Consider the following 20,795-nt stretch of genomic DNA (forward strand, 5'->3'; position numbering starts at 1 on the left):
TCCACCTCAGGCCGCCTGACCGATGGCCGCTCCAACTCCACCCCGAATTTCCACCTCATTGACGGACACGACCGAGGATCGGCCCCTGTTCGCCTTCGCGGGCATCTGGCGACCCTGGACGGGCGTGCGCGGCACGAAGGCCGAGAACCCCGACCGCGCGGAGGAAGAGCACCGGCTGTTCTCGTTCCTCACCTGCGAAGCCAACGGCGTGGTTGAGCCGATCCACCCGAAGGCCATGCCGGTCCTGCTGACGACACCGGAGGAGTGGAGCACCTGGTTGGTAGCCCCTACCGAAATCGCCTTGGAGCTTCAGCGTCCTCTACCGGATGAGATGATGCGGATCGTGGCCTCGGGATCGAGGCAGGACCGAGGAGAGTAGGGGGCTGAGTTGGGTACGCTTCAGATTGCGAGCACAACGTACGGGCACCGATCGTAAGTCACGGATGAATGCCCTCCCTGCGAAAGGCGGATCGAGACTTAGCGTCCGGCTGAAGCGGGCACCGAGGAAACGCGGAGTCGACCTTTGCTCCGACGGTGAGCGCGCCAAGATCCGACATCGTCACCTTGTAACGTCACTGCGCCGCTTATTTCGATGTAATTGTGGCGGATGTATCCGTTGAGTGACGGATGTATCCCTCAAAGTAACGGATGCCGACGGATACAATTATCTATTGACGAGATATATATTTGCTTGGTATGTTGGGTTTCTTCTTAAATCTAAGAAGAAATCCAGAAACAGATTGGCTCAGAAAGACGCGATGCAGGATAATCTCCGGCAAACGGGGAACTGCGTCTTAATGGATGGGGGAAGTTGTGAAGGTCTTTGAGGAAATTCGCGTAAATACGGTCGAGTACGTGGCAGACCTTGCGCTGCAATTCGAACAGGCGGCCAGGGGTGGGAGAGACGATCTTGGCATTGGCCCAACCGATGGTCGGATTGTAGCGATGGGCCTCCGGCTTCTCGCTTCGCAGCTTCCAAGCCAGGCGGCACTTGTGAGAGCCGAGACTATGGCTTCCGCAATGGCGCGGGCCTGACAGCGCTGAGCGCCCCTCGTGAAGTTCGAAAAATCGTCGAGGGGCGATTCAAACTACCTCCCCGAAGCGCTTGAGATGCGCTTCGCTGAGCCCGCCTGAGACAGTTTGGGACTGTCTGAGACGGAGCCATACCGATGACCGCCTTCCGCATCAAAGACCTCGCGAGCCCCAAGGGGCCGATCTCACGCGCAACCCTCTTCCGGCACATTGCGGAAGGCCGGCTCGTCGCTCGCAAGGTCGGTAGCGCAACGGTTATTCTGGCCGAGGATTGGCGCCGCTACCTCGAAGGCAAGCCAATTGCAGCACGTCACAACGCAGCCTGAAAAGCAAAACCCGGCGCTGTCACGCCGGGCTCGCTAGTTGAACATCGCTTGGGAAATTCATGTATAATTCGATCGAAATCAAAGCGCAAGATTCACTTGCGCCTTTTATCCATGACGACGACTTCTTTCTCCTCAACCCCAATATTGATCTTCGCATTCGCGAGTGGCGCGACGAAGACGAGGACCGCGTTACGGGTTCTCCCGGTTCTACGGCTGAATGCTTTTGGGTCGTTGGCGCATGGCGCGACGGAACTCTGAGCTTCACTCAATTCCCCTTCCGCCACGGCATGACCCTGAGGCAACGCAAGGCTTGGTATAAGCGCTTCGTGCGCAGCTTCTATGCTTGGATTCTTCTCATCACGACGTCGCCCTACGCCCGGAAGGGCTTTCAATGATCTCCCCATTCGCTTCAATCGGTCACGCCTTGTCGGCCCAAGGCTACAGCCCCATTCCGATCATGCCGGGAGAGAAGGCGCCAGGGATCATGGTCGGCGTCGATTGGCGCCATATGCGGGGCTGGAACAAGTTTTGTGAGGGAGCTCCCTCGTCGTTTCAAGTCGGCATGTGGTCGAAGTGGGCGCGCGCGGGCGTGGGCGTCGCGTGCGGCCGGGGCCTGATCGGCCTCGACCTCGACCGCGACGAGATCGTCGAGCCGATCCGCGCCGTCGTGCCCGAGGTCGTTGTCGCCAAGCGCGGCCGGAAGGGGGCGACCTTCTTCTTCCGGGGCGACACGTCCGCGATCGTAAGCCGGGGCTATAAGATCGACGGCCTCGGCGTGATGGACGTCATCAGCCACGGCAAGCAAACCGTGCTTCCGCCCTCGATCCACGCCGTCACCGGCCTGCCCTACGAGTGGACGACCGAGCGCACACTCGCGGACACGCCGCTCGCCGAGCTTGCCGAGCTGACGGTCGAGCACATGGCGGCTGTGATCGAGGTCCTGAAGTCGTTCGGCTACCAGCCGGAGCCGGAGATCGGGCCCTCGCTCCCGCGTGAGATCGACGAGGACGGCGACGCCGAGTTCTATCGGCAACTCAACAATGACGCCCTGGCGAGCCTCGGCGCGTGGGTTCCTAAGCTCGGTCTGTCCCGCCTTCAGCGGTCAGGTGACGGCTTCCGCTCGGTCGCCGAGTGGCGCCCGTCCAACAGCGGGAACCCGCTCCACAAGCGCCCGCTCTTGCTCGCGATCAAGCCGAACGGGATCGTCGACTTCGGCGGCGGCGACAAAGGTTATACGCCCCTCAATCTCGTCATGGAGGCAAGGGGAGCCGACCTCGACCAAGCAACCCGTTGGCTCGGGGAGGCGATCGGCCAGGATTTCAGCCCAGAGATCGTCCTCAATCGAAACCGCAACGCCGTGGCGTCGCAACGTTGCAACGTCCCGTTGGAAAGCGCCTACCGCGAAGCGCGCGACGGCCTGTCCGAGCCCGTCGACGATCAGCCGGACCCGTTCGCTGACATAGGTCTTCCTGACGACAGGGTGGCGAGGCGGCCGAAGCCCTCACATGAACCCGAGAACGATGCAGCCATGAGCGGCCCGACGCCTTTCGAGTGGACCGACCCTGACCGCCTCCCTCGGCGTGACTGGCTGTACGGCAACCTGCTTATCCGGAAGGAAGTCTCGGCCACCCTGGCGCCCGGTGGCGTCGGCAAGACCTCACTCGGGATCGTCGAGGCTCTGGCGCTCGCATCGGGGAAGAAGCTCCTCGACATCGCTCCGAAACAGCGCTGCAACGTCTGGATTTGGAACGGCGAAGAGCCAATGGAAGAAATGCAGCGCCGTATCATGGCCGCATGCAGGCACTTCGGCCTGACGCCCTCCGATATCGACGGGCATCTATTCGTCGACACGGCCGATACCCTTGATCTCGTTCTAGCAACCGAGACGAAGTCCGGGGCGCTTATTTGCAGGCCGCTCGTGAATCAGCTTGCGGAATGGGTGTCAGGTCGCGAGATCGACGCGATCTTCATCGATCCGTTTATCTCGACCCACAACGTCAACGAGAACGACAACAACGCCATCCAGAAGGCCACAACGGCCTGGAAGGACGTCGCTCGTCTGGCTAACGCGGCGGTCTCGATCGCGCATCACACCCGCAAGCTCGCGGGTCGGGATGCGACAGCTGAGGACTCGCGCGGCGCAAAGTCGTTCAGCGATAAATGCCGGGTCGCCCGGCCGCTCAACCCCATGTCGAAGGACGAGGCCGAGCGCTTTGGCATCCCCATTGCGGATCGCCGCTTCTTCTTCAGCTTCGATCCGACCGAGGCGAAAATGAACATGAGCGCTGCCGTAGGCGGGAAGCAATGGTTCCGCTCTGTCTCGGTGGCGCTCGGCAAGGGCCAGCGGGGCAACCTCGACCCAGGTGACTCGGTCGGTGTGGTCGAGCGCTGGGAGCCTCCGAGCTTGGCCGCGCCGGAGATGTCCGACGATAGGATCGCCGCTCTGGCTGTGAAGCTCGACGAGCAAGAGTGGCGCGCTGCCGCAAACCTGACGAAGGAGGCCGATTGGGTCGGCGCCGCCGTCGCAGAAGTCTTTGACCTCGACCTGAGCACGAAGACGGGTCTTGCGCAGGTGAAGGCGCTTCTCGGGAGGCTGATCGACGACGGCACAATCGTTCGCGTCTCGGTCCGTGACCCGGCCTCGCGGAAGCCTAGGCCGATCGCGATGTCAGCCGCGCGGGCGAGTATCAGCGATGCAATCTTGAGCGAAGACGGGGTGCGCAAGTGCGCAAGTCTGCACTAGCGCAGAACTCACGCGCCACTTGCGCAGCCAAGCGTGCGCCAGTGCGCAAGTGCGCCAGTCCCCTTATAGGGACTGGCCACTTGCGCATGCGCACGCATGGGCGGGCTGGGAGGAAGGAGAAGCTGGACGGGACGATGCCTCCACGTGATGTCCGGACGAAAGGACGAAACTCCCGAGAGAGGTCCGAAAGGGGCATCGTCGCGATGGGATGGCTCCGCGCGTGCCCTGGCCCGATCCGGCGAGGGGAGGGCGCATGGTCGGGCCCAGCTTGTCGGTAGGCGGAGCGAAGCGACGGGATTATGTCTGGTCGAAGGGCAGTCGGACGGTGCGAGGAGGGCCTGAGTGTTGCCTTCCTGCATTAGTGTGACATTTATGGGTCCCTCTGGGGGGCCTGGGGGTGCGGTTAACGCGCGATCCCGGGACTTCGGCAGATACCTATTTTTTAGTTCGATTTTCGACTCCTGAAGAGGTCGGTTTCCGTAGGAGAAATCGCGCTAATTAGAAGTAGGATTTGATAGCACAAAAATTTCGACGACAGATCTATGACTCCCGCGTCACTCGATCATTGAGGGAGACCGAAACTGTCTCTGACGTAGTCGCCACTGCGGGCATGCTCTCATGCATGGAAACACATACTTTCTGCCGTCGAACCTTTCGGGACCGCGAGCGCCGCCCCTCGACCATCGCTATCCCGAATGGCGTTTCGCCAATCGTGAAGCTCGTTTTCGCCGAGATGGCGCGCCAGCGGGTCACTTACGATGAAGTGGCGGCGGGGTCGGGCGTCCTTCGCTCGACCCTGAAGGCATGGCGCCATAAGAATCGACCCAGCCTCGACGCGCTCGAAGCCGTCCTCGGCTTCCTCGGATGGGACTTCGTGCCGGTACCGCGCGAGAAGAGGCTTCCGGCCGAAGTTCTGCAAGCTCTTCGTCCGGCGGTCGATGCAACCGGCCTGACGATGCCGGTAGCCGTTCAGGCTCTCGTCGAGATCGTGGCCGACATTCACGTCGACCTGAAGGCGCATACCGCTGACGCCCCGACCGTGAGGCTCCACTGATGAATATCCTCGACGCCGCAGTCGCATCCGCATGGGCGATGGAAGAGTCGGCCCTGGCCGGCCTGCTCAGCGTCGCGGCCCGCGAGCACCAGGTTACACCCGCCGCCCTGGCGGCCTACCGCGCCGAGGCCCTGAAGAAGGCCGACCGCGCCGCCATGCGCGACGGCGTCGCGATCCTGTCCGTCGAGGGGCCGCTCTTCAAGCGCGCCAACCTCATGACCGAGCTTTGCGGGGCGACGTCCTACGCGACGCTGATGCGGGACCTTCAGGCCGCCGTCGACGACGTCGATGTGCGGGCGATCCTCCTGAACGTCGACAGCCCCGGCGGCGAGGCGTCGGGCGTGGGTGAGTTCGCGGACGCCGTGAAGGCCGTCCGAGGGAAGAAGCCGATCGTCGCCTATGCGGGCGACCTCGCGGCCTCGGCGGCCTACTGGATCGGCTCGGCGGCCGACCGGCTCGTGATCGGCAAGGGCGCCGCCCTCGGCTCGATCGGCGTCCGCATGACGATGTCCGACGCGAGCGAGCGCGAGGCGAAGGGCGGCGTCCGGCGCTTCGACTTCGTGTCGAGCCAGTCCCCCTACAAGGTTTCCGACCCGGCGAAGAAGGCCGGCGCGGCTCGTATCCAGGCGCGGATTGACGTCCTGGCGAACGTCTTCGTCGCCGCCGTGGCCGAGAACCGGGGCGTCACCGTCGCCCACGTCCTCGACGCCTTCGGCAAGGGCGACGTCCTGATCGGAGAGGCCGCCATCGCCGCCGGTATGGCCGACGGCTTCGGCACCTTCGAGAGCACCCTCGCCGCTCTGGCGGCCGAGGGCGACCCCTTCGTGGGCTTCAGCCTGCCCCGCGCCGCTGCCAAGGTGCGCCCGCTCGCCGCCGTCCCTGACGCTGCCTCGGCCATACTGGCGGCCTTCGAGATGGCGCAGCCCCGGCGGGCTCAACCGGCGATACCGCCCCGTATCCCGGGGCTCACCCCTCGGCCTGTCATGAGCCCCCGTGCGCCTGCGGAGGAAGCGGCCGTGCAAGCGATTCTCGAAGCCGCCCGGAGGCGACTGTAACAGCCTCCCCCGCGAGCCTGGTTGCGAGCCTTATGACGTCGGTCTCTAACTCTTCAAACTGGCGGGTCGCCCACGGGCGGCCTGCCTCTTTTCGTTCTGAGGGCGACGCAAACAGCCCCTAAGGCAGTAGCGAGATCGGCGATCCTACCTCTCGACCCGGACACCCCGGGCGAAGAGAGAGTGACCGACCCATGTCATCCCCCGCTCCCGTTTGGGATTCCAATCACCGCATCCGGAACGCGCGCGCCGTGCTTCCGATGATCGCCGACTCCCTGTCCCGCCTCGCCAGCGAGGACTTCGGCCGGCGCGACGTCCTCACCGGAGCCGAGATCAGCGCCATCCGGGCGCGGCTCGCCGATGCCACGACCAGCATCGGCAAAATCGACGCCGAGCTTGCCGATCCGGCGTCGGGCTTCCGTCAACTTGGGGGCGGCATTGGCGCCGTCCGGTCGGCCTGGTGAAGGGGGCAACCATGAGCATGCTTGACCGCCTATTCGGGAAGAAGCCCCGCACCCCCGCCATCATCGAAGCCGAGATCGCCGCGCAGCGGGCCGGCATCGCCGACAGCCGCGCCCGCATCGAGAAGGCCAAGGCCGATCGGCAGGCGGCAATCGAAGCCTTCGACGACACCAGGCACAAGGCGGCCGACGAGGCATCAGCGGCGGCCGGCCGTGACATCGAGCGCCGTGAACACGCCCTCGGCCTGCTTATTCCCGCCCTTGCGGCGGCTGTGAAGGGCGATGAGCTTGCCGCCCTGAAGGCAAGGGTCGAAGCGGCTCGGAAGCGTGTTGGCGACGCGCCGAAGCTTCTCGACCGCTACGAAGTGCTGGCCGCCGAGCTTGCCGGTGTGGCGGCTGGCCTGAACGCCATCGACCGCGAGATCGCCGACGCGAACGCGGTCCTCACGGCCGCCAGGAAGGCCGATCCGGACGCCGACCTGCCTCGGTCCGTCGAGGGCGTCAGCGCCCGCTTCCGGAGCGAGCCTGACGTTGTGACGCCCGATCAGGAGATTGAGGAATGGGGTTGGGATGAGCCCGACCTGAAGACCGGCGTGTATCGTCCGGCGACGGTCTACAACGACTCGGACCGGCCGCAGAACAGCGCCGCTCGGAAGGTGAAGCGCACCCGGATCGTGCCCGGCAAGGTCAAGCCGGGCCGGACGCTGCCGTCACCCACCTACGGCCTGATCCTCCCCCCGGCTCGGCTCGACCAAGCGCCGTTCTGGCCGGTGCGCTGACGTCGTATAGATTGATCCTTATCTGCTCCTCCAATTTGGAGGAGCAGGACTTACAAAATTTTCGTCAATCACGTGTTCCAGATGTTGGGTTGTCGATAATCTCTTGAACTAAGTGTGGAAGCCAAGCAATACCTAAGGTGACTGATTCTTCGCCTTCACTCAGATGTCCAGAGTAAATTCCTGCAAAACTTGTTGTAACTACATTGTCTAATTTGACATTAATTGATCCATCATCTTGTATAATTGGTGCTGGTCCAAAGTTTCGACGATAGACGGGTGAGCCGGACATACCCTTTCGAGAGGCAGCATCAATCAGATATGCAGGTTTCCCATCCCAAGGAATTCGGGGCTCTGAAGCGATTGACCCTCTTTTCCAGATCGGAAGCTTATTGTCAGAATTTTTCAGCGGGTATCCAACAATAAATACATCATGACTGATCTGCGAAAGAAGGTTTTCAAATTTATTACTTTGCATTGTTATAACTTCAGATGGAAATGGAATATTTAGTTCAATAACAGCAATGTCTATTCTTAATGCATGAAAATCGGAGTGTTGCTTCCAGAAAGGTTCGTAAAACTCCTCATACAAAGGTAATTTTACAGGCTTATGATGAACCGATATATTGCCTAATACATCCCTGCGAGTGATCCAAAATCGTACCGAGTCGGGCACGCTTGCGCCTTCACTTAAAGACTTATTCGTAAAAGGATTTTTACCCGTAAAATTATGCCAGTTTGTAACAAGAAACAACTTTCCGTTTGACCGCCAGAGTATTCCGCTGCCAGTTGCTATAGTTGAATTCTGAAAAATAAGTTCTAATTTTGTGGATGAATAAGATAGTATATCAAACTTATTTCCTTTTATCATTCGTAAAACCTCCGAGAATGGCTAGTGTACATATATAGATGCTTACCTTCGACACCAGCAAAAACACTCCTAAACCATTCCGATTTGTCCCTAAGGGTATACCCCTGCGGACGAACCCGATGCGCCACTTAAAGGCGTACGCAAGGGTTGTTTCTGCTCAATGGACATGCGCTCATACGGGCACTGCCTCAACGGACGAACTCGGCCGTGTCCCAAACCATCCTCTAAGCCCGCGTTTCAACGGCCGATCAGACCGTCGCGCATCAGCGAACCCAAGCCGAAGCCGCTGGCTTTACAATCGACGCCGTCGTCGCCGACGAGGGCGTGAGTGGCGTCAGCACCCGGATTACCGACCGGCCTGAAGGCCGCCGGCTCTTCGACATGCTCAGGCGGGGCGACACCCTCGTGGTTCGATGGGTCGATCGACTCGGCCGCGATTATGCCGACGTGACCGAGACGATCCGCACCCTCATGGCGCGCGGCGTCGTCGTGCGAACCGTCATCAACGGTTTGACGTTTGACGGCGCCACGAGGGACCCAATGCAACAGGCGGTGCGCGACGCGCTGATCGCCTTCATGGCCGCCACGGCTCAGGCTCAGACCGAGGCGACCCGAGAGGCGCAGAAGGCCGGAATAGCCCACGCCAGGGCGCGAGAGGACGCTTACCTAGGCCGGAAGCCCTCGTACACGCGAGCGCAGTTCAATGAGGTCGTGACCCGCCTCAACGGCGGCGAGGCCGTCCAGGCCATCGCCAAGGCCACCGGGATTACACGCCAGACCGTCTATCGCATTCGGGATCACCGAGCCGACGCCGAAGCCGCCCTAGTGCGCTGGGCTGCCTGATCTTCGCCACCGACAACATGACGGCGTGACCGGGGACCAGTGTGCCCTTCGTCATTCACGCTTGGATGAATGCGTTCAGCGGACGCAACCGACTTAATCGAGAGGGTGGTCAACCGCAGCAACAACGAATCCCGCGAGGGCGCGTCGTGCAGATCCTCCGGCCAGTCGGCGCCCTGGACCTCGACCCGCGCCCCTCGGAAGGGCAGGCGCTGGCCGTCGACGCGACGATCGCCAACGTGGGCCGCTAACGGACCCGCATGCCACGCTCGACCTGATCGTACACAATTCTAAGCCGGCATTCTGATCGCGAAATCGGGCCGTATGCCAAACCCGAGTTGACAGACCTATTCGACGCCTTACTCTTAAAGGAGTGAGAGCCCGCGGTGGTCCAGACCGCGAGCTCTCGTGTTAAGCGATCCTGATCAGATCAGCCCGAGTGTGATGGTCAACGACCAACCGCTCGGGTTTTTCGTGACCGTCACCCGCAAGAGCGGGAGCATCATCACATCTCTCACCCCCTTCCTGTCTGCCTGCTCGTAGGCGACGCTCGGCTAGGGCGTCGCAAGCCCCGCATGGACCGGAGCCTTCGCGACAGGAGGGTGTCCTGCTCAACGCCACGACTATGGATCAGATCACGCTGATGCTGCAAGCGAGAGCCGTTCAAGGCGGACTTTCGGCGAGATAGCTCAACTCTGGCAGAGGCTTGGCGCACGCTACTTATTGGCGATCAGCGTTCCTAAAGCGAAAGGCACGGCCACACCGATGTATGTCCATGCCTTTTTGCGTTTCAGGATCGGCAACGGCAAAACGAAATAGACTGCGGGCCGTGTCGTTTCGTCGTGCTTTATTTCTTAAGTAAGGCGTACCAATCGTCCAGAACTCAGGAAATTTCCACGATGCGCTCAAATGCTATCCCGACTATCATGATCCAGGTTCTACCTGAGGAAGAGCGCAAGCATGCGCTGCACATCATACATGTCGTTCGCCTGCTCAACTTGGAGATTGAGAAAATAGAAGCGGATCTTAAGCTCTTTGAATATGGCAAAGAGAAAGCAAATGAAGCGTTTACCGCAGGTGGTCCGCCTGGGTCGACTGGCGGCGTTGATAGAATGCAGCGCGCCTTTGAGGATCAGGCCCTCTATAGCCACTGGGTTCATATTGCGGTTCGGGATGCTGCTCTAAATATATTCCATTTTGAGGATATATTGACAACTCTTGAATTCAAAGAATGCCCGAAATTTCGTTCAATGGTCGACGCCAACTTGTTACGTAAAGCGAGATCTGATTTCAGCGGCGCTTTCCCTGATACAAGACGTATACGCGATAATATTGGTCATTCTGGTGAATTTGCGGCGCGCGCTAAGCGCAGCGAGGAAAATAGTGTATCGTCAGGCTTGGAACAGTTTGGAATGCAAACTGGTCCAGAGTCGTCCATTAAGGTTGGAATGGGCATTTCGGGTAACACTGCTTATACCACGTATAAGAGCACCCATGAAGCCGAAGCGTCAGTGAGAACATTTGATTTGAGCGCTTCGACCATTAGAAAGCTGGAGGAAATTTTTCTGCAAGTCTGTGCAGCCTTCCAGCCGGCTTCAGATCAGACGCGCGCACTGAACCGTGCAGCGTCGGGCTTACCTCCCGATCCATAACCGCCGGCGTCAGGGGACGGAAGCAACTGAGATCGCAGGACGCTCCGGCATACCCCGACCCGCGCGATGCTTTGTAAGGTCCGGCTGCGCTCACGCGTGGCCTGGCTTTTTTGCGTTTCAGGGCCGTCCTGTTCGGCGTCGCGGCGGCCGGGGCGGCGATCTATAACAATTGGGCGGGCCTCGGGAAGGCGTTCGTCACATTCAAAGCGGGCTTCATGGCCGCCCTCGGTCCCGAGGCTCAGGCCGCGCTCTCGCCCCCCACCGGCCTGCTCTACCGGATCGGCCAGCTTTGGGAGTCCCTCACCCGCAAGCGTTCCGACGGGCAATTGATGATGTGGGGATACGGCCTCGGCCGGAGCCTCGGCGAGGTCGCCGCGCATCTGAAGTCGCTCGGCCCGCTCCTGAGCACGGCGCAGGCCGCTTGGGACGCCTTCGCGAAGTGGGTCCGCACGGGCTCGGGCGACCTGTTCGCCAACACGAAGCGCGAATTCGAGTTCTGGTGGAACCTCCCGAGCAAGATCGTCGAGATCGGCGTCGAGTTCGGCCAGGGCGTGAAGAAGCTTGCGCAGTCGGGCTTCGATGCGCTCGTCAGCTTCGAGTGGTCGAAGGCCGGCGCCGCGATCGTCGGCGCCATCGTGACCGGCGTCACGTCGGCGAGCGCCCGGCTCGTCGACGCTGTCAGGGGCTTGGCCTCCCGGGCCGTTTCCGGGGTCGCTGGCGCCCTTGGGCTCGGCGCCGGGACCTCGGGCCCCCCTCGGCCCCCTCCGGGGCTCCGGCTGCCTCCGGCGCCTCTCCAAGTGGCGCGCCGGCTATTGCGGGCGCACGCGCGCGGGGCGGTCCCGTGACCGGCGGCTCGGCCTACCTGGTCGGCGAGCGGGGCCCGGAAATCTTCGTCCCCGAGACCTCGGGTCGGATCGAGACGAGCGGCGTTCTCAACTCCCTGGCGCGCCAGGGCGGCCGGGCCTCTGGCGGCGGCGCGCTGGCCGTGACCGTCGACGCCTCGTCGATCGAGGACGCCGGCAAGACGGCGAAGGGGGCGGGCGGCATCATCACCGCGTCGCTCGACACGACGACGCGTCCCGTGATCGATACGTCGTCGATCGACACGGCCCTCGGCAAGGTCTCGACCCTGAAGACCGCGATCGGCGCCCCCGGCCAGGGCATCGGCTCCGGCGAGGGGGGCGGCTCGACCGGCGGCGGTTCCGGCGGCTCGACCGGCAGTGGGTCCGGTGAGGGCTCGGCCGGCGGGGGCTCTTCCTCCGGCGGGCGTAGAGCCCTACGCGTAACGTCCGAAGCCGGCACCCCGGCTTGCCGGTATCCCGGCATTCGGGCTTACCCGTCTGGCCAATGTCGGCGGCTTGACGAGCCTTGGCGGTGCCCCGGCGGCCGTGGCCGCCCGCTCGACCCCGGCCAACCCTCCGGGCGCCCGCGTCTCGCCGACCGAGCACTTCGGCCCCGACGTCGACGTCTCGCGCCTCCCGGCTGGGATGCGGAACAACAATCCGGGGAATATCAAATACGTCGGCCAGCGTAACGCGATCGGCCCGTCGAAGAACACCGACCAGGGCGATCCGCATTCGGTATACGCCAACCGCCCCCAAGTCCGACGCCGTAACGAGGGCCGGCGGGACGGTTGCTTCGATCGTGAAGCCGGCCGAGCCGGTGAAGCTCGTGGGCGCTCACGCGCTCGGCGGCCCCGTCGCCGGAGGCAAGAGTTACCTCGTGGACGAGTGTGACCCCGAAATCTTCACACCCCGCCTGTCGGGGGCGATCACAACGAAGAAGACGCTCAACAGCTTCACGAGCGCCGGACAGGCACTTTTCCTAATCGACGCAATGCAGTTACCGGCAACCCGGCAACCCGGCAACCCGGCATCCCGGCTTGCCGGTGTGGCCGGAGCACCGGGACTCGCCGGAATCGTCCCCCGCATGATCGCGCAGGACGGCCGCCTTGGTGTCGTCGGCGTGGCGGGCATGGCTCTGTCCGGCCTTGGCGGTGTGGTGTCGGCAGTCGGCGGCGCGGCCGGCCTCGGCGGCACTGGCATCGGTGGCGCAGTCGGCGCGGCCGGGGCTCCGGCCTCGATCGCTACGGTCATGCGCGCGGCCGAGCCGATCACGCTGGCGGGCGCTCGCGCCCTCGGCGGCCCGGTCTCGGGCGGGCGCAGCTACCTGGTGGGCGAGAGGGGTCCGGAAATCTTCACCCCCGGCCTGTCCGGAGCCGTCTCGACGAACGGCACGCTCAACAACCTGTCGAGACGCTGTTGCAACGGCGTGACGTTCAGGATGCGACCGAAACGGTCCCGACGGGAGCGCGGTCCGGCCTTAGCGTCGGGCCATGTCGCAGTCCGTCGAAGAGCAATTGCAGCAGGTCGAAGCCGCTCTCGGCACCGTCGAGACGTCCGGCCAGCGCTACCGCATCAAGGATCGCGAGCTTTGGCGCGCGGACCATGCCTCGCTTGAGACCCGTCGGGACAAGCTAGAGCGCAAGGCCGCGCGCCAGAAACGGGGCGGCATCCGCGTGACGCGGATCGTGCCGCTATGAGCCGCCTCCCCACGATCCCGGGCTTTACCGGGCCGACCATGCTCGATCGCGCGATCAACGTCGTCGCGCCCGTCTACGGCGCGCGCCGGATGCAGGCTCGCGTGCAAATCGCGATGGCCGGCCAGTATGCGGGCGCGAAGTCCAATAAGACCGCGCTCAAGTCCTGGCAGACGAACCCCGGCTCGGCCGACGCCGACACCCTCGGCGATCTCACGACCCTGCGCGCCCGTTCGCGTGACCTGGGGCGGAACAACCCGATCGCACGCGGCGCTCGCGCGACCGCGAAGTCGCACACCGTCGGCACCGGCCTGAAGCTTCGGTCGCAGATTGACCGCGAAATGCTCGGTCTCACGGAAGAACAGGCCGAGAAGTGGGAGCGCAACGCCGAAAAACTCTTCGATCTGTGGGCGTGCTCGACCGCGTGCGACGTGTCTCTGACGCAGAACTTCTATCAGCTTCAGGGGCTCGTCTTCGACACGACTTTCGAGAGCGGGGACAGCTTCATACTGCGCCGGAAGGCGAAGATGCGATCCGTCGTGTCCCTGGCGCTCGCCGTGATCGAGGCGGATCGGGTCGACACGCCTCAGAGCATGGCCGCCGATCCGGACATTCGCTCGGGCGTGCGGATCGACGAGGACGGCGCGCCGCTGTCATACTTTTTCCTGAGCGAGCATCCGGGCGACCATTACTTCCGGACGTACCTCGATTATCAGGAAATCCCCGCCTTCGGCCAGGAGAGCGGCGAGCGTATGGTCCTGCACGTCTATCGGCGCCTTCGGCCCGAACAGACGCGCGGCGTGCCTGAGCTTGCGCCGATCATTGAAATTCTGAAGCAACTCGACCGCTACACCGAAGCCGAGATCATGGCGGCCGTCGTGTCGTCGTTCTTTACGGTCTTCGTGAAGTCGGACTCGGGCGACGACGTGCTCGCGGGCGCGACCGACCCGCTCCCCGGCATGGGGAAAGACGAGATCACGCTCGGCTCGGGCGCGATCGTCTCGATCGGCAAGGAAGAGGACGTCGTCGCCGCCAACCCGGCGCGCAATAACAGCAACTTCGACCCGTTCATGTCGGCAATTCTGCGCCAAATCGGCGTTGCACTGTCGATCCCCTATGAATTGCTCGTGATGCACTTCGAGGCGTCCTATTCGGCGTCGCGCGCGGCCCTCGAAATGGCCGCGAAGTTCTTCGCCGAGCGCCGCGAATGGCTCGTGACGACGTTTTGCCAGCCCGTTTACGAGTGGTTTCTCACCGACGCCATCAACGCCGGCCTGATCGACGCCCCGGGCTTCTTCGGCTCGGCCGTGCGCCGCGCTGCATGGGCCAAAGCCCTGTGGAAGCCCCCGACGGGCCTCGTGATCGACCCCGTGAAGGAAGCCGAAGCCGACAAGCTCAACGTCGACTTGGGCGTGACGACCCTCGAATCCGTGACGCTCACGCGCAACGGCGGCGATTGGAAACAGGTCACGGAACAGCGCGGACGCGAGCACGCCGCCCGCGTCGCCGCCAAGCTTGAGCCGGAAATCCTCGACCCGTCGAAGACCGGCCTCCCGAAGCCCGAGCCCGAAGCCAAGCCGAAGAAGGCCGACGCCTGACGAATATCCTCGACGCGGCCTTTGAGACTCCCTGAGCGCCGCCCGACCTACGGATAAGCCACCTTTCCTCTGCGCCATAATACCGGTATCCCGGTTACCTGGCAGGCCGGCATACCGGCACACCGGCAAAGGTCCGTCCATGAATGTCTTAGGGCTCACAACTCAGAAGGGCGGCGCGGGGAAGTCGACGCTCGCGATCTCCCTGGCGGTCGCGGCCGTCGAGGCGGGTGAGCGCGTGATCGCGATCGACCTCGACCCGCAAGGCACCCTCTCGGCCTGGGGCAAGCGGCGTGGCGACGAAGACGAGAACCTTCTCGTCGAGCGGGTCGAGCCGCACGCCCTGGCGCAGGCCGTCGCCAATGCGCGGGCGCAGGGGATAGCTACGCTCGCGATCGTCGACACGCCCGGCGTGTTCGCCTCGACCGTGTCGGTCGCGGTCGCCTCGATCGACTTCGCGCTGATCCCAGTCAAGCCGACGATTATCGACATCGAGGCCGTTCGGCCGGTCCTCGGCCTGCTCCGGACGAACCGCAAGCCGTTCGGCTTCGTCCTGTCTCAGGTCAACGCCGCGTCCTCGGCCCGCAACCTTGACGCGGCGGCGGCGCTCATGGCCGAGGGGATGGGCAATCCGCCGATGATCGCGGCGCGGTCCGACTTCATCGACTCGGCCGCCGCCGGCAAGGGCGTCACCGAATGGGCGCCGAAGGGGAAGGGCGCCGCAGAAATCCGCTTCCTCTGGCGCTATGTGCGCGCGCAACTCGATGGGGTCCACAATGGCTAAGTCTGCTCGCATGTCCCTGGCCGGGGTCCTCGCCCCGGAAGCGTCCCCCGCCGCACCGGCAAGCCCGGATGCCGGGATACCGGCAAGCCCGCAAGCCGGGATACCCGTATACGGGGAGAAGAAGCTCAAGCGCCCGCCGCATGTGGCTGTCTACATGAACCCGGCCGTGAACTTCGCGCTGAAGGAGATCGCCCTCACGAAGCGGTGCAAGGTTCACGACCTCATGCTCGAAGGGGTCCGGCGCATCCTGGCCGAGCACGGCAAAGATTTTGACTCGCTTAACCGTAAGGACTGAACGTTGACTGCCGGGCTTGCGGTGTGCAGGTTCGAAATTCGGGCGACTCTCGCCCACAGGAATAATCCGCCGCGCCGATAGACCCATAAAAGCCAACGGCCCCACCCCTGCAAGGGTGAGGCCGTCGAAAACCGAGACGTGAAGTCAGGGCCACTGAAACTTCCCTGACATCATCACAATCCCCTTGGGGAGTCAATCCGGATCGCTTCCGGAAACGGTGAGGCTTTGCCCGTCGCCAGCGCGGCCCGATAGGGACCGCCAACGATGTTACACGCGACCATGGCCGCTGCGATCGACGGCGCGCGCTCCCTGGCTCACCTCGAGGAGATGGGGCGGACGATCTGGCAGGCACATGCCAATGCCGCGCTCGACGACGACGGGGCGCAGGAATTGGCCGAGCGGCTGGCCGAGCGTCGGAAGGGCCTCGTCGCCACAGTGAAGCCGGTCGGCGCCGTGCTCAAGCGGATCAGCATCTTTCCCCTCAAGCGCATGCAGCGCTCGCCCGACCGGATCGCGGCTCGCGAGCGTAGGCGGCTCCTGGCCTATTCGGGCCCGCTCCCGCCGGCCCTGGCGGCGCGGTTCACGCCGGCACAGGTCGCGGTACTGCGGATCATCCGTGATGTCGTGGCAGAGGCCGGGACGTGCGCGCTCTGCCTCGACGCCATCGCGGCCCGGGCTGGCGTTTGCCGGCGGACGGCGCAGGCCGCGCTCCGCCTTGCGGAGGGCGACGGCCTTGTGTCGATCACGCTGCGACCCCGCACCGGCCGCACGAACGACACCAACGTCGTGCGGATCATCAGCCGCGAGTGGCAAGCCTGGAACCGCCACACGCCGCGCAGGTCCGCGTTGCCGGGCGGGGTGGTTGTGCCCGATGTCCCCACCATAGGGTGCAAAGCGAATCCACCCACGGATAGTGTCTTTATTCTCAAGGGGAAACGACCGTTTACCAGATCGCAAAAATCTGCCGAGGGGCAGGGTTCTCCCCAGGTTGCGGGCGCCGAGGGGCGTGGCGATGAAACCGAGCGGGCAGAAACCGTGCGACGGGCCATGGCAGGCCTGTTCGGACGGTAAGCTTGGCGCTATGTGTTTCGCATCCGTTCTCGCGAGGCGCGGCGATGCGGTGGCGCGAGACCCTGCGGAATTCCCCTATGTCGTCAAGCGCCTCGGCTGCGCATTCTGCCCGCGCCCGCGCAGCGTCTACCGGCGGGTGCGGCTCGCGGAGCGCTACGGGGCCAACGCCCGGCTCGATACTGTCCGGCGGGATCTGGGCGGCCGTGCTGTCGGATCGCGTTCGTAGACCTGATGCGCTGGGAAGGCGATCAACTACCGGCGGACGTTCCATAGGGCTATCGGGAAATGACGACAGCTTACACTAAGGCCGCTTGGGACTGTTGCGCGAGACCGGAGCCGCATAAGGCCTTATCAAAGGCGACAGAATGGACTGAAGGTCCCACGTTGGGGAGGGGGAGTGCCGAGCGAACTTGAATATGAGGAACTTCGCGCGCTTGTCAGAAGCCGTGTGCAGCTCGATCGACGCACGGCGGGCTTAAGGTTGGCGGGCATCGACCAAGACGCCGTGTCTCAAACTGACACCTGGTTCATTCCCCCCCGCAAAGTCGACTGGGATTGGGAGCGACTGGTACGTCAAAAACGGGGGGCGGCTCTCGATCTTTCAATTTGGCACGAGGACATGTTGTGCGGCCTCGCTTTTGGCTCGGCTCAAGCGGCATGGCTCGAACTCGGGTACGTTGAGACACGGCCCTACGACCATCCCTTGGGCAAGCAAATTATGGCCATTGCCTTGGCGGTGCTCGAATTGAATGCTGTTGTGCTGGAAATTTCAGAAACGCGGATCCGCAATCCGTTCCCGGACCTTCGCTGGCGGTACATCCGGCATGGATACAACGAGCTAGTCAAGGACGGATATACCACCTATCTTTGCAAGCGGAGAGGTACCCGTGAGCAGTAAGTTGAGTGAGATCAATCCGGCGCGAGGTGGGCCAGTGCGCTCTCAGCCATTGAAACCGCGCAAGGATTCGGTTGAAAGATTAACAGTCAAGAAGCCGGCGGCTGAGCGAGCTGAAGGCCGTACCGTCATCTGGGTCGGCAAAGATAAGATTTTAGTGCTTAAGGTCAAGCAGAAGCGATTTATAACTTATAAGCTTAAGCGAGACGGCACGATGGAAGCTCTGGGATCTCGTTTGATTGATCCCGTCCAATTCAAGAGTGCTCTGAATCGCGGTATCAGGAACCATAAAGACGTTGTTTTATATCAGAAGATCGAGCGTTTGGACGACACTATTGTTGTCGGAGACGCAACGGAGAAGCCTGAATCGCTTTCCAAGTCCCCGTTACTGGCGGCGGCCAAAGCGCGACTTGATGCGTTAACGCCCGGCTTCACTGATTGGATCGATAGGCTACCACCGCTCCCTGAGGACGAGTTCGGGGTTGGGGGCGGTGATTTGGAAGGGCCGTTTGTTATTCCTGAGCGAAAAATTCCAAAAAACTAAGTTTAATCGTCCAAGAAGAGTGACCGATCTCACTATCCCCCTGAAACGGTTGCTCCCGCAATGTAAATCCTCAGACTCCTCATCGTTGGCCTAATCTGGGTTGGCTCAATCAACGGTGACGACTATACCGTGCTGATGGATCTATTAGCGCGAAGTGAACATGCGAGAATGATGGGCCGTCACCCCCATTGAGTAACTTAGATCCTCACACCGTTATAAGGACATCAGACTAGGTTGCTACGTGGCCGCATAAATCCGGCGCCGGATCTATGCGAGCTAATACTCCGGCGTGAGCACACCGGCGGTCCAGGCCTCAGCCGTGACCTCAAGGGCGATCTGCTCGAACGCATCCTTGGACAGGCCAAGCGACAGCGCGACGGCTTCGATCTGGTGCAACTCGGCGGCTTGCTCAGCGAACGTCAGGGCCTTGGTCTCGCGCTTCGAACGACCAAGCTCGCAAATCCGCGTGCGGCGCACAAGAGCCGACCCGCCTCCCGTACCGCACCAAATGACTTTCGAGAATGGAAATTATCGAAAGTTGGAATTTAATTTGGGATAAATTGGCTTGACCATGCGCCGCAATATACCGGCGATTCAATCTGAAGAAAGCGGCCTTGAAGGTTAGCGAGTGCCACCAAGCCTCCTCGCAATCCTTGAATAAATGAGGAGATGTACTAACCTCCCTCATCTCACAAGGAGATTTTCTTATGCCAGCTAGCCCCATGGAAGACGTTCAGACGACTATTATCGCACATGATATACTCATTAGAGCGACCTTGAATATCCTTGGTCAAGTTATTGGTGATGGAAACCAACTAGCCGCTATTCAGGAGATTATAAACAATAACGTTGACTCTATGACCCTTGGTGGTGTTGAGGAAGAAAGAATTGCCGAATTAAAGGAGGCAATCAAATCCAAAGCGATGTCAGTTATGACAGGCGCAATAACGGATGCGAATGAAAATATTAGGCGCGCAAAGACCGCAGGATTATAAGTCTTCGTTGAAATTTAAAGGTGAAAGAAACAAAATGGCTGGAAACGAAGACGTTGGGCTTACCGCTGTTTCATTTGTTTCAGATATTTTATCCGCAGCTCAGTTGCCGGGTTCTAGTGTCCTACAGCGGGCGGTCGAAAAGGCCTACGAGCGTAGAAAGCAAGCAGCAATAAACGGCTTGTTAGATGCTATTGCTGTGGTGGGACAAGAAAATGTGCAGTTCGGAACCGAGGAGGCAGATGAGCTTGTGCAGATGATGCTTAGATATGTAAAGGCGGCATCTGAGGGTGCTGCTAGGCAAAATCTAAAGCTTCTTGCGCTCGTGATATTTGGACTTAAGTCTAATAAAACCCTTGTATTCGACAAATTTCAGGAATGCGCGAATGTTTTAGAAGACATGACGCGCGACGAAATTCTATTCCTCGGCAAGTTCTATAAATACTTAGAATCAGGAGAAAATGAAAATAGACTTGTTCAATATTTAAATACTATTGATAGCACCGAAGCAAAAAGAGAAACTGAGATGATTGCCGCCTCATTGCAAAGGCATGGATTGTTAATACCCATATCCGTTTTTAGTTCTACGGACTACATAGCGACGTCTAAATTTTTTAATATCTGTAAACTCGCTTCAATCGAAAAGGTTTAGCCAAAAGTCTTTTGCGATCAACATGGCAGATCGCTTCTGCGCCTAGACCTGGGGCGGTCATGGCGCCGATCAGCGCTCCGCCCCTCATTCCGGTTCACACATCCCGCGAGCTAAGCGCGCGATCTCAGGCGGCCTCGCGGATCGTCTCCGCATCGAGATGCCCATTTCCATAGGTGCCTGTACACCGCGCCGTAAGCGCGGCCGAGTCGGCGTACATGTCCGATGCGTATGTCGGAACAGCAATTCTAAGAGTTTAATCCGCAGAAGATTTCTAGTCAGGATTTCCCGACACTCTTGCGTTCGACTACCTCCGGTTTCGAATGCCGATAGCGGACTGTACTGAAAACGATCGATATCTCTGCATACTATATCTGGATTCGTACGCATCTCCCGACGGGGCTGATGCACCGGGCGGGATTGCGGTTCGTGAGATGCCTCCGTTCCGAAGCTTGGTGTGTAATTTGCTCGCGCCATTTATCTGGAACCAGTAGTTTACTGTCTCCCGCTCGGTATTCTATTCTAGCGCGCTTTGCCTATCCCGGGCGGCCGGTCGTGTCCGTCAATGAGGTGGAAATTCGGGGTGGAGTTGGAGCGGCCATCGGTCAGGCGGCCTGAGGTGGA

21 protein-coding genes and 2 pseudogenes are annotated in these 20,795 nt (G+C 61.5%); 21 read left to right on the forward strand and 2 right to left on the reverse strand.

Features of this window, described 5'->3' with window-relative positions:
• Nucleotides 1-73 precede the first annotated feature (73 nt).
• The 8 genes and pseudogenes from K2X24_RS21355 to K2X24_RS21390 form a co-directional block, all read left to right on the forward strand.
• Nucleotides 74-379: pseudogene (locus K2X24_RS21355) on the forward strand (SOS response-associated peptidase family protein); the annotation flags it as partial.
• Between the two features lie 790 nt (nucleotides 380-1,169).
• Complete coding sequence (locus K2X24_RS21360; protein ID WP_292500882.1) at nucleotides 1,170-1,358, forward strand: hypothetical protein; 189 nt, start codon at nucleotides 1,170-1,172, stop codon at nucleotides 1,356-1,358.
• Between the two features lie 59 nt (nucleotides 1,359-1,417).
• A complete protein-coding gene (locus K2X24_RS21365) occupies nucleotides 1,418-1,753 on the forward strand; it encodes a hypothetical protein (RefSeq protein WP_292500884.1) in 336 nt (111 codons plus the stop codon).
• Nucleotides 1,750-4,101 carry an AAA family ATPase gene (locus K2X24_RS21370; RefSeq protein WP_292500886.1) on the forward strand — a complete coding sequence of 784 codons (2,352 nt, stop codon included), beginning with the start codon at nucleotides 1,750-1,752 and terminating at the stop codon, nucleotides 4,099-4,101. The genes K2X24_RS21365 and K2X24_RS21370 overlap by 4 nt, the downstream gene beginning before the upstream one ends.
• Nucleotides 4,102-4,813: 712 nt before the next feature.
• Nucleotides 4,814-5,155 (forward strand): hypothetical protein, encoded by a 342-nt coding sequence (locus K2X24_RS21375; protein WP_292500888.1) that lies wholly within the window; start codon nucleotides 4,814-4,816, stop codon nucleotides 5,153-5,155.
• The gene (locus tag K2X24_RS21380) at nucleotides 5,155-6,210 is read left to right on the forward strand and encodes a S49 family peptidase (RefSeq protein WP_292500890.1); all 1,056 of its coding nucleotides are present in this window, start codon (nucleotides 5,155-5,157) and stop codon (nucleotides 6,208-6,210) included. The genes K2X24_RS21375 and K2X24_RS21380 overlap by 1 nt, the downstream gene beginning before the upstream one ends.
• Nucleotides 6,211-6,467: 257 nt before the next feature.
• Complete coding sequence (locus tag K2X24_RS21385) at nucleotides 6,468-6,671, forward strand: hypothetical protein (RefSeq protein ID WP_292500892.1); 204 nt, start codon at nucleotides 6,468-6,470, stop codon at nucleotides 6,669-6,671.
• Between the two features lie 11 nt (nucleotides 6,672-6,682).
• Nucleotides 6,683-7,447: a hypothetical protein gene (locus K2X24_RS21390; RefSeq protein WP_292500894.1), complete on the forward strand. Its 765-nt coding sequence runs from the start codon at nucleotides 6,683-6,685 to the stop codon at nucleotides 7,445-7,447.
• Between the two features lie 64 nt (nucleotides 7,448-7,511).
• Here K2X24_RS21390 and K2X24_RS21395 read toward each other — a convergent pair whose 3' ends face one another.
• A complete protein-coding gene (locus tag K2X24_RS21395) occupies nucleotides 7,512-8,315 on the reverse strand; it encodes a serine protease (protein WP_292500896.1) in 804 nt (267 codons plus the stop codon).
• A gap of 207 nt (nucleotides 8,316-8,522) precedes the next feature.
• Here K2X24_RS21395 and K2X24_RS21400 point away from each other — a divergent pair.
• From K2X24_RS21400 to K2X24_RS21450, 11 genes and pseudogenes are all read left to right on the forward strand, one after another.
• Nucleotides 8,523-9,158: pseudogene (locus K2X24_RS21400) on the forward strand (recombinase family protein).
• An 896-nt stretch (nucleotides 9,159-10,054) separates the two neighbouring features.
• Entirely contained in the window at nucleotides 10,055-10,807 is a 753-nt protein-coding gene (locus K2X24_RS21405; RefSeq protein ID WP_292500898.1) for a hypothetical protein, read from the forward strand.
• A gap of 110 nt (nucleotides 10,808-10,917) precedes the next feature.
• A complete protein-coding gene (locus tag K2X24_RS21410; RefSeq protein WP_292500900.1) occupies nucleotides 10,918-11,652 on the forward strand; it encodes a hypothetical protein in 735 nt (244 codons plus the stop codon).
• Entirely contained in the window at nucleotides 11,649-12,341 is a 693-nt protein-coding gene (locus K2X24_RS21415; protein WP_292500901.1) for a hypothetical protein, read from the forward strand. The genes K2X24_RS21410 and K2X24_RS21415 overlap by 4 nt, the downstream gene beginning before the upstream one ends.
• Nucleotides 12,342-13,142: 801 nt before the next feature.
• Nucleotides 13,143-13,349, forward strand: a complete 207-nt coding sequence (locus K2X24_RS21420) for a hypothetical protein (RefSeq protein WP_292500903.1) — start codon at nucleotides 13,143-13,145, stop codon at nucleotides 13,347-13,349.
• Nucleotides 13,346-14,944: a phage portal protein gene (locus K2X24_RS21425; RefSeq protein WP_292500905.1), complete on the forward strand. Its 1,599-nt coding sequence runs from the start codon at nucleotides 13,346-13,348 to the stop codon at nucleotides 14,942-14,944. The genes K2X24_RS21420 and K2X24_RS21425 overlap by 4 nt, the downstream gene beginning before the upstream one ends.
• A gap of 139 nt (nucleotides 14,945-15,083) precedes the next feature.
• Nucleotides 15,084-15,725, forward strand: a complete 642-nt coding sequence (locus tag K2X24_RS21430) for a ParA family protein (protein ID WP_292500907.1) — start codon at nucleotides 15,084-15,086, stop codon at nucleotides 15,723-15,725.
• A gap of 10 nt (nucleotides 15,726-15,735) precedes the next feature.
• Nucleotides 15,736-16,020, forward strand: a complete 285-nt coding sequence (locus K2X24_RS21435) for a hypothetical protein (RefSeq protein ID WP_292500909.1) — start codon at nucleotides 15,736-15,738, stop codon at nucleotides 16,018-16,020.
• Between the two features lie 279 nt (nucleotides 16,021-16,299).
• The gene (locus K2X24_RS21440; RefSeq protein WP_292500911.1) at nucleotides 16,300-17,091 is read left to right on the forward strand and encodes a hypothetical protein; all 792 of its coding nucleotides are present in this window, start codon (nucleotides 16,300-16,302) and stop codon (nucleotides 17,089-17,091) included.
• A 397-nt stretch (nucleotides 17,092-17,488) separates the two neighbouring features.
• Complete coding sequence (locus K2X24_RS21445) at nucleotides 17,489-17,989, forward strand: hypothetical protein (protein ID WP_292500913.1); 501 nt, start codon at nucleotides 17,489-17,491, stop codon at nucleotides 17,987-17,989.
• Nucleotides 17,979-18,530 carry a hypothetical protein gene (locus K2X24_RS21450; RefSeq protein ID WP_292500915.1) on the forward strand — a complete coding sequence of 184 codons (552 nt, stop codon included), beginning with the start codon at nucleotides 17,979-17,981 and terminating at the stop codon, nucleotides 18,528-18,530. The genes K2X24_RS21445 and K2X24_RS21450 overlap by 11 nt, the downstream gene beginning before the upstream one ends.
• A gap of 276 nt (nucleotides 18,531-18,806) precedes the next feature.
• On the opposite strand, the gene K2X24_RS21455 is transcribed toward K2X24_RS21450, so the two are convergent.
• Nucleotides 18,807-19,007, reverse strand: a complete 201-nt coding sequence (locus K2X24_RS21455; RefSeq protein WP_292500917.1) for a hypothetical protein — start codon at nucleotides 19,005-19,007, stop codon at nucleotides 18,807-18,809.
• 245 nt (nucleotides 19,008-19,252) lie between these two features.
• On the opposite strand from K2X24_RS21455, the gene K2X24_RS21460 reads away from it, so the two are divergent.
• Together K2X24_RS21460 and K2X24_RS21465 are read left to right on the forward strand one after the other, a co-directional pair.
• Entirely contained in the window at nucleotides 19,253-19,525 is a 273-nt protein-coding gene (locus K2X24_RS21460) for a hypothetical protein (RefSeq protein WP_292500919.1), read from the forward strand.
• Between the two features lie 7 nt (nucleotides 19,526-19,532).
• Complete coding sequence (locus K2X24_RS21465) at nucleotides 19,533-20,174, forward strand: hypothetical protein (protein WP_292500920.1); 642 nt, start codon at nucleotides 19,533-19,535, stop codon at nucleotides 20,172-20,174.
• The last annotated feature ends 621 nt before the right edge of the window (nucleotides 20,175-20,795 follow it).

The sequence above is a fragment of the Methylobacterium sp. genome (genome assembly GCF_019750675.1).
Classification (GTDB): Bacteria; Pseudomonadota; Alphaproteobacteria; order Rhizobiales; family Beijerinckiaceae; genus Methylobacterium.

What these genes read in the sequence shown, in the direction of transcription:
- K2X24_RS21360 (WP_292500882.1), top strand. Translation starts at nt 1,170, where the DNA reads ATGACCGCCTTCCGCATCAAAGACCTCGCGAGCCCCAAGGGGCCGATC.
- K2X24_RS21365 (WP_292500884.1), top strand. Translation starts at nt 1,418, where the DNA reads ATGTATAATTCGATCGAAATCAAAGCGCAAGATTCACTTGCGCCTTTT.
- K2X24_RS21370 (WP_292500886.1), top strand. Translation starts at nt 1,750, where the DNA reads ATGATCTCCCCATTCGCTTCAATCGGTCACGCCTTGTCGGCCCAAGGC.
- K2X24_RS21380 (WP_292500890.1), top strand. Translation starts at nt 5,155, where the DNA reads ATGAATATCCTCGACGCCGCAGTCGCATCCGCATGGGCGATGGAAGAG.
- K2X24_RS21385 (WP_292500892.1), top strand. Translation starts at nt 6,468, where the DNA reads ATGATCGCCGACTCCCTGTCCCGCCTCGCCAGCGAGGACTTCGGCCGG.
- K2X24_RS21390 (WP_292500894.1), top strand. Translation starts at nt 6,683, where the DNA reads ATGAGCATGCTTGACCGCCTATTCGGGAAGAAGCCCCGCACCCCCGCC.
- K2X24_RS21395 (WP_292500896.1), bottom strand. Translation starts at nt 8,315, where the DNA reads ATGATAAAAGGAAATAAGTTTGATATACTATCTTATTCATCCACAAAA.
- K2X24_RS21405 (WP_292500898.1), top strand. Translation starts at nt 10,055, where the DNA reads ATGCGCTCAAATGCTATCCCGACTATCATGATCCAGGTTCTACCTGAG.
- K2X24_RS21420 (WP_292500903.1), top strand. Translation starts at nt 13,143, where the DNA reads ATGTCGCAGTCCGTCGAAGAGCAATTGCAGCAGGTCGAAGCCGCTCTC.
- K2X24_RS21425 (WP_292500905.1), top strand. Translation starts at nt 13,346, where the DNA reads ATGAGCCGCCTCCCCACGATCCCGGGCTTTACCGGGCCGACCATGCTC.
- K2X24_RS21430 (WP_292500907.1), top strand. Translation starts at nt 15,084, where the DNA reads ATGAATGTCTTAGGGCTCACAACTCAGAAGGGCGGCGCGGGGAAGTCG.
- K2X24_RS21435 (WP_292500909.1), top strand. Translation starts at nt 15,736, where the DNA reads ATGTCCCTGGCCGGGGTCCTCGCCCCGGAAGCGTCCCCCGCCGCACCG.
- K2X24_RS21440 (WP_292500911.1), top strand. Translation starts at nt 16,300, where the DNA reads ATGGCCGCTGCGATCGACGGCGCGCGCTCCCTGGCTCACCTCGAGGAG.
- K2X24_RS21460 (WP_292500919.1), top strand. Translation starts at nt 19,253, where the DNA reads ATGGAAGACGTTCAGACGACTATTATCGCACATGATATACTCATTAGA.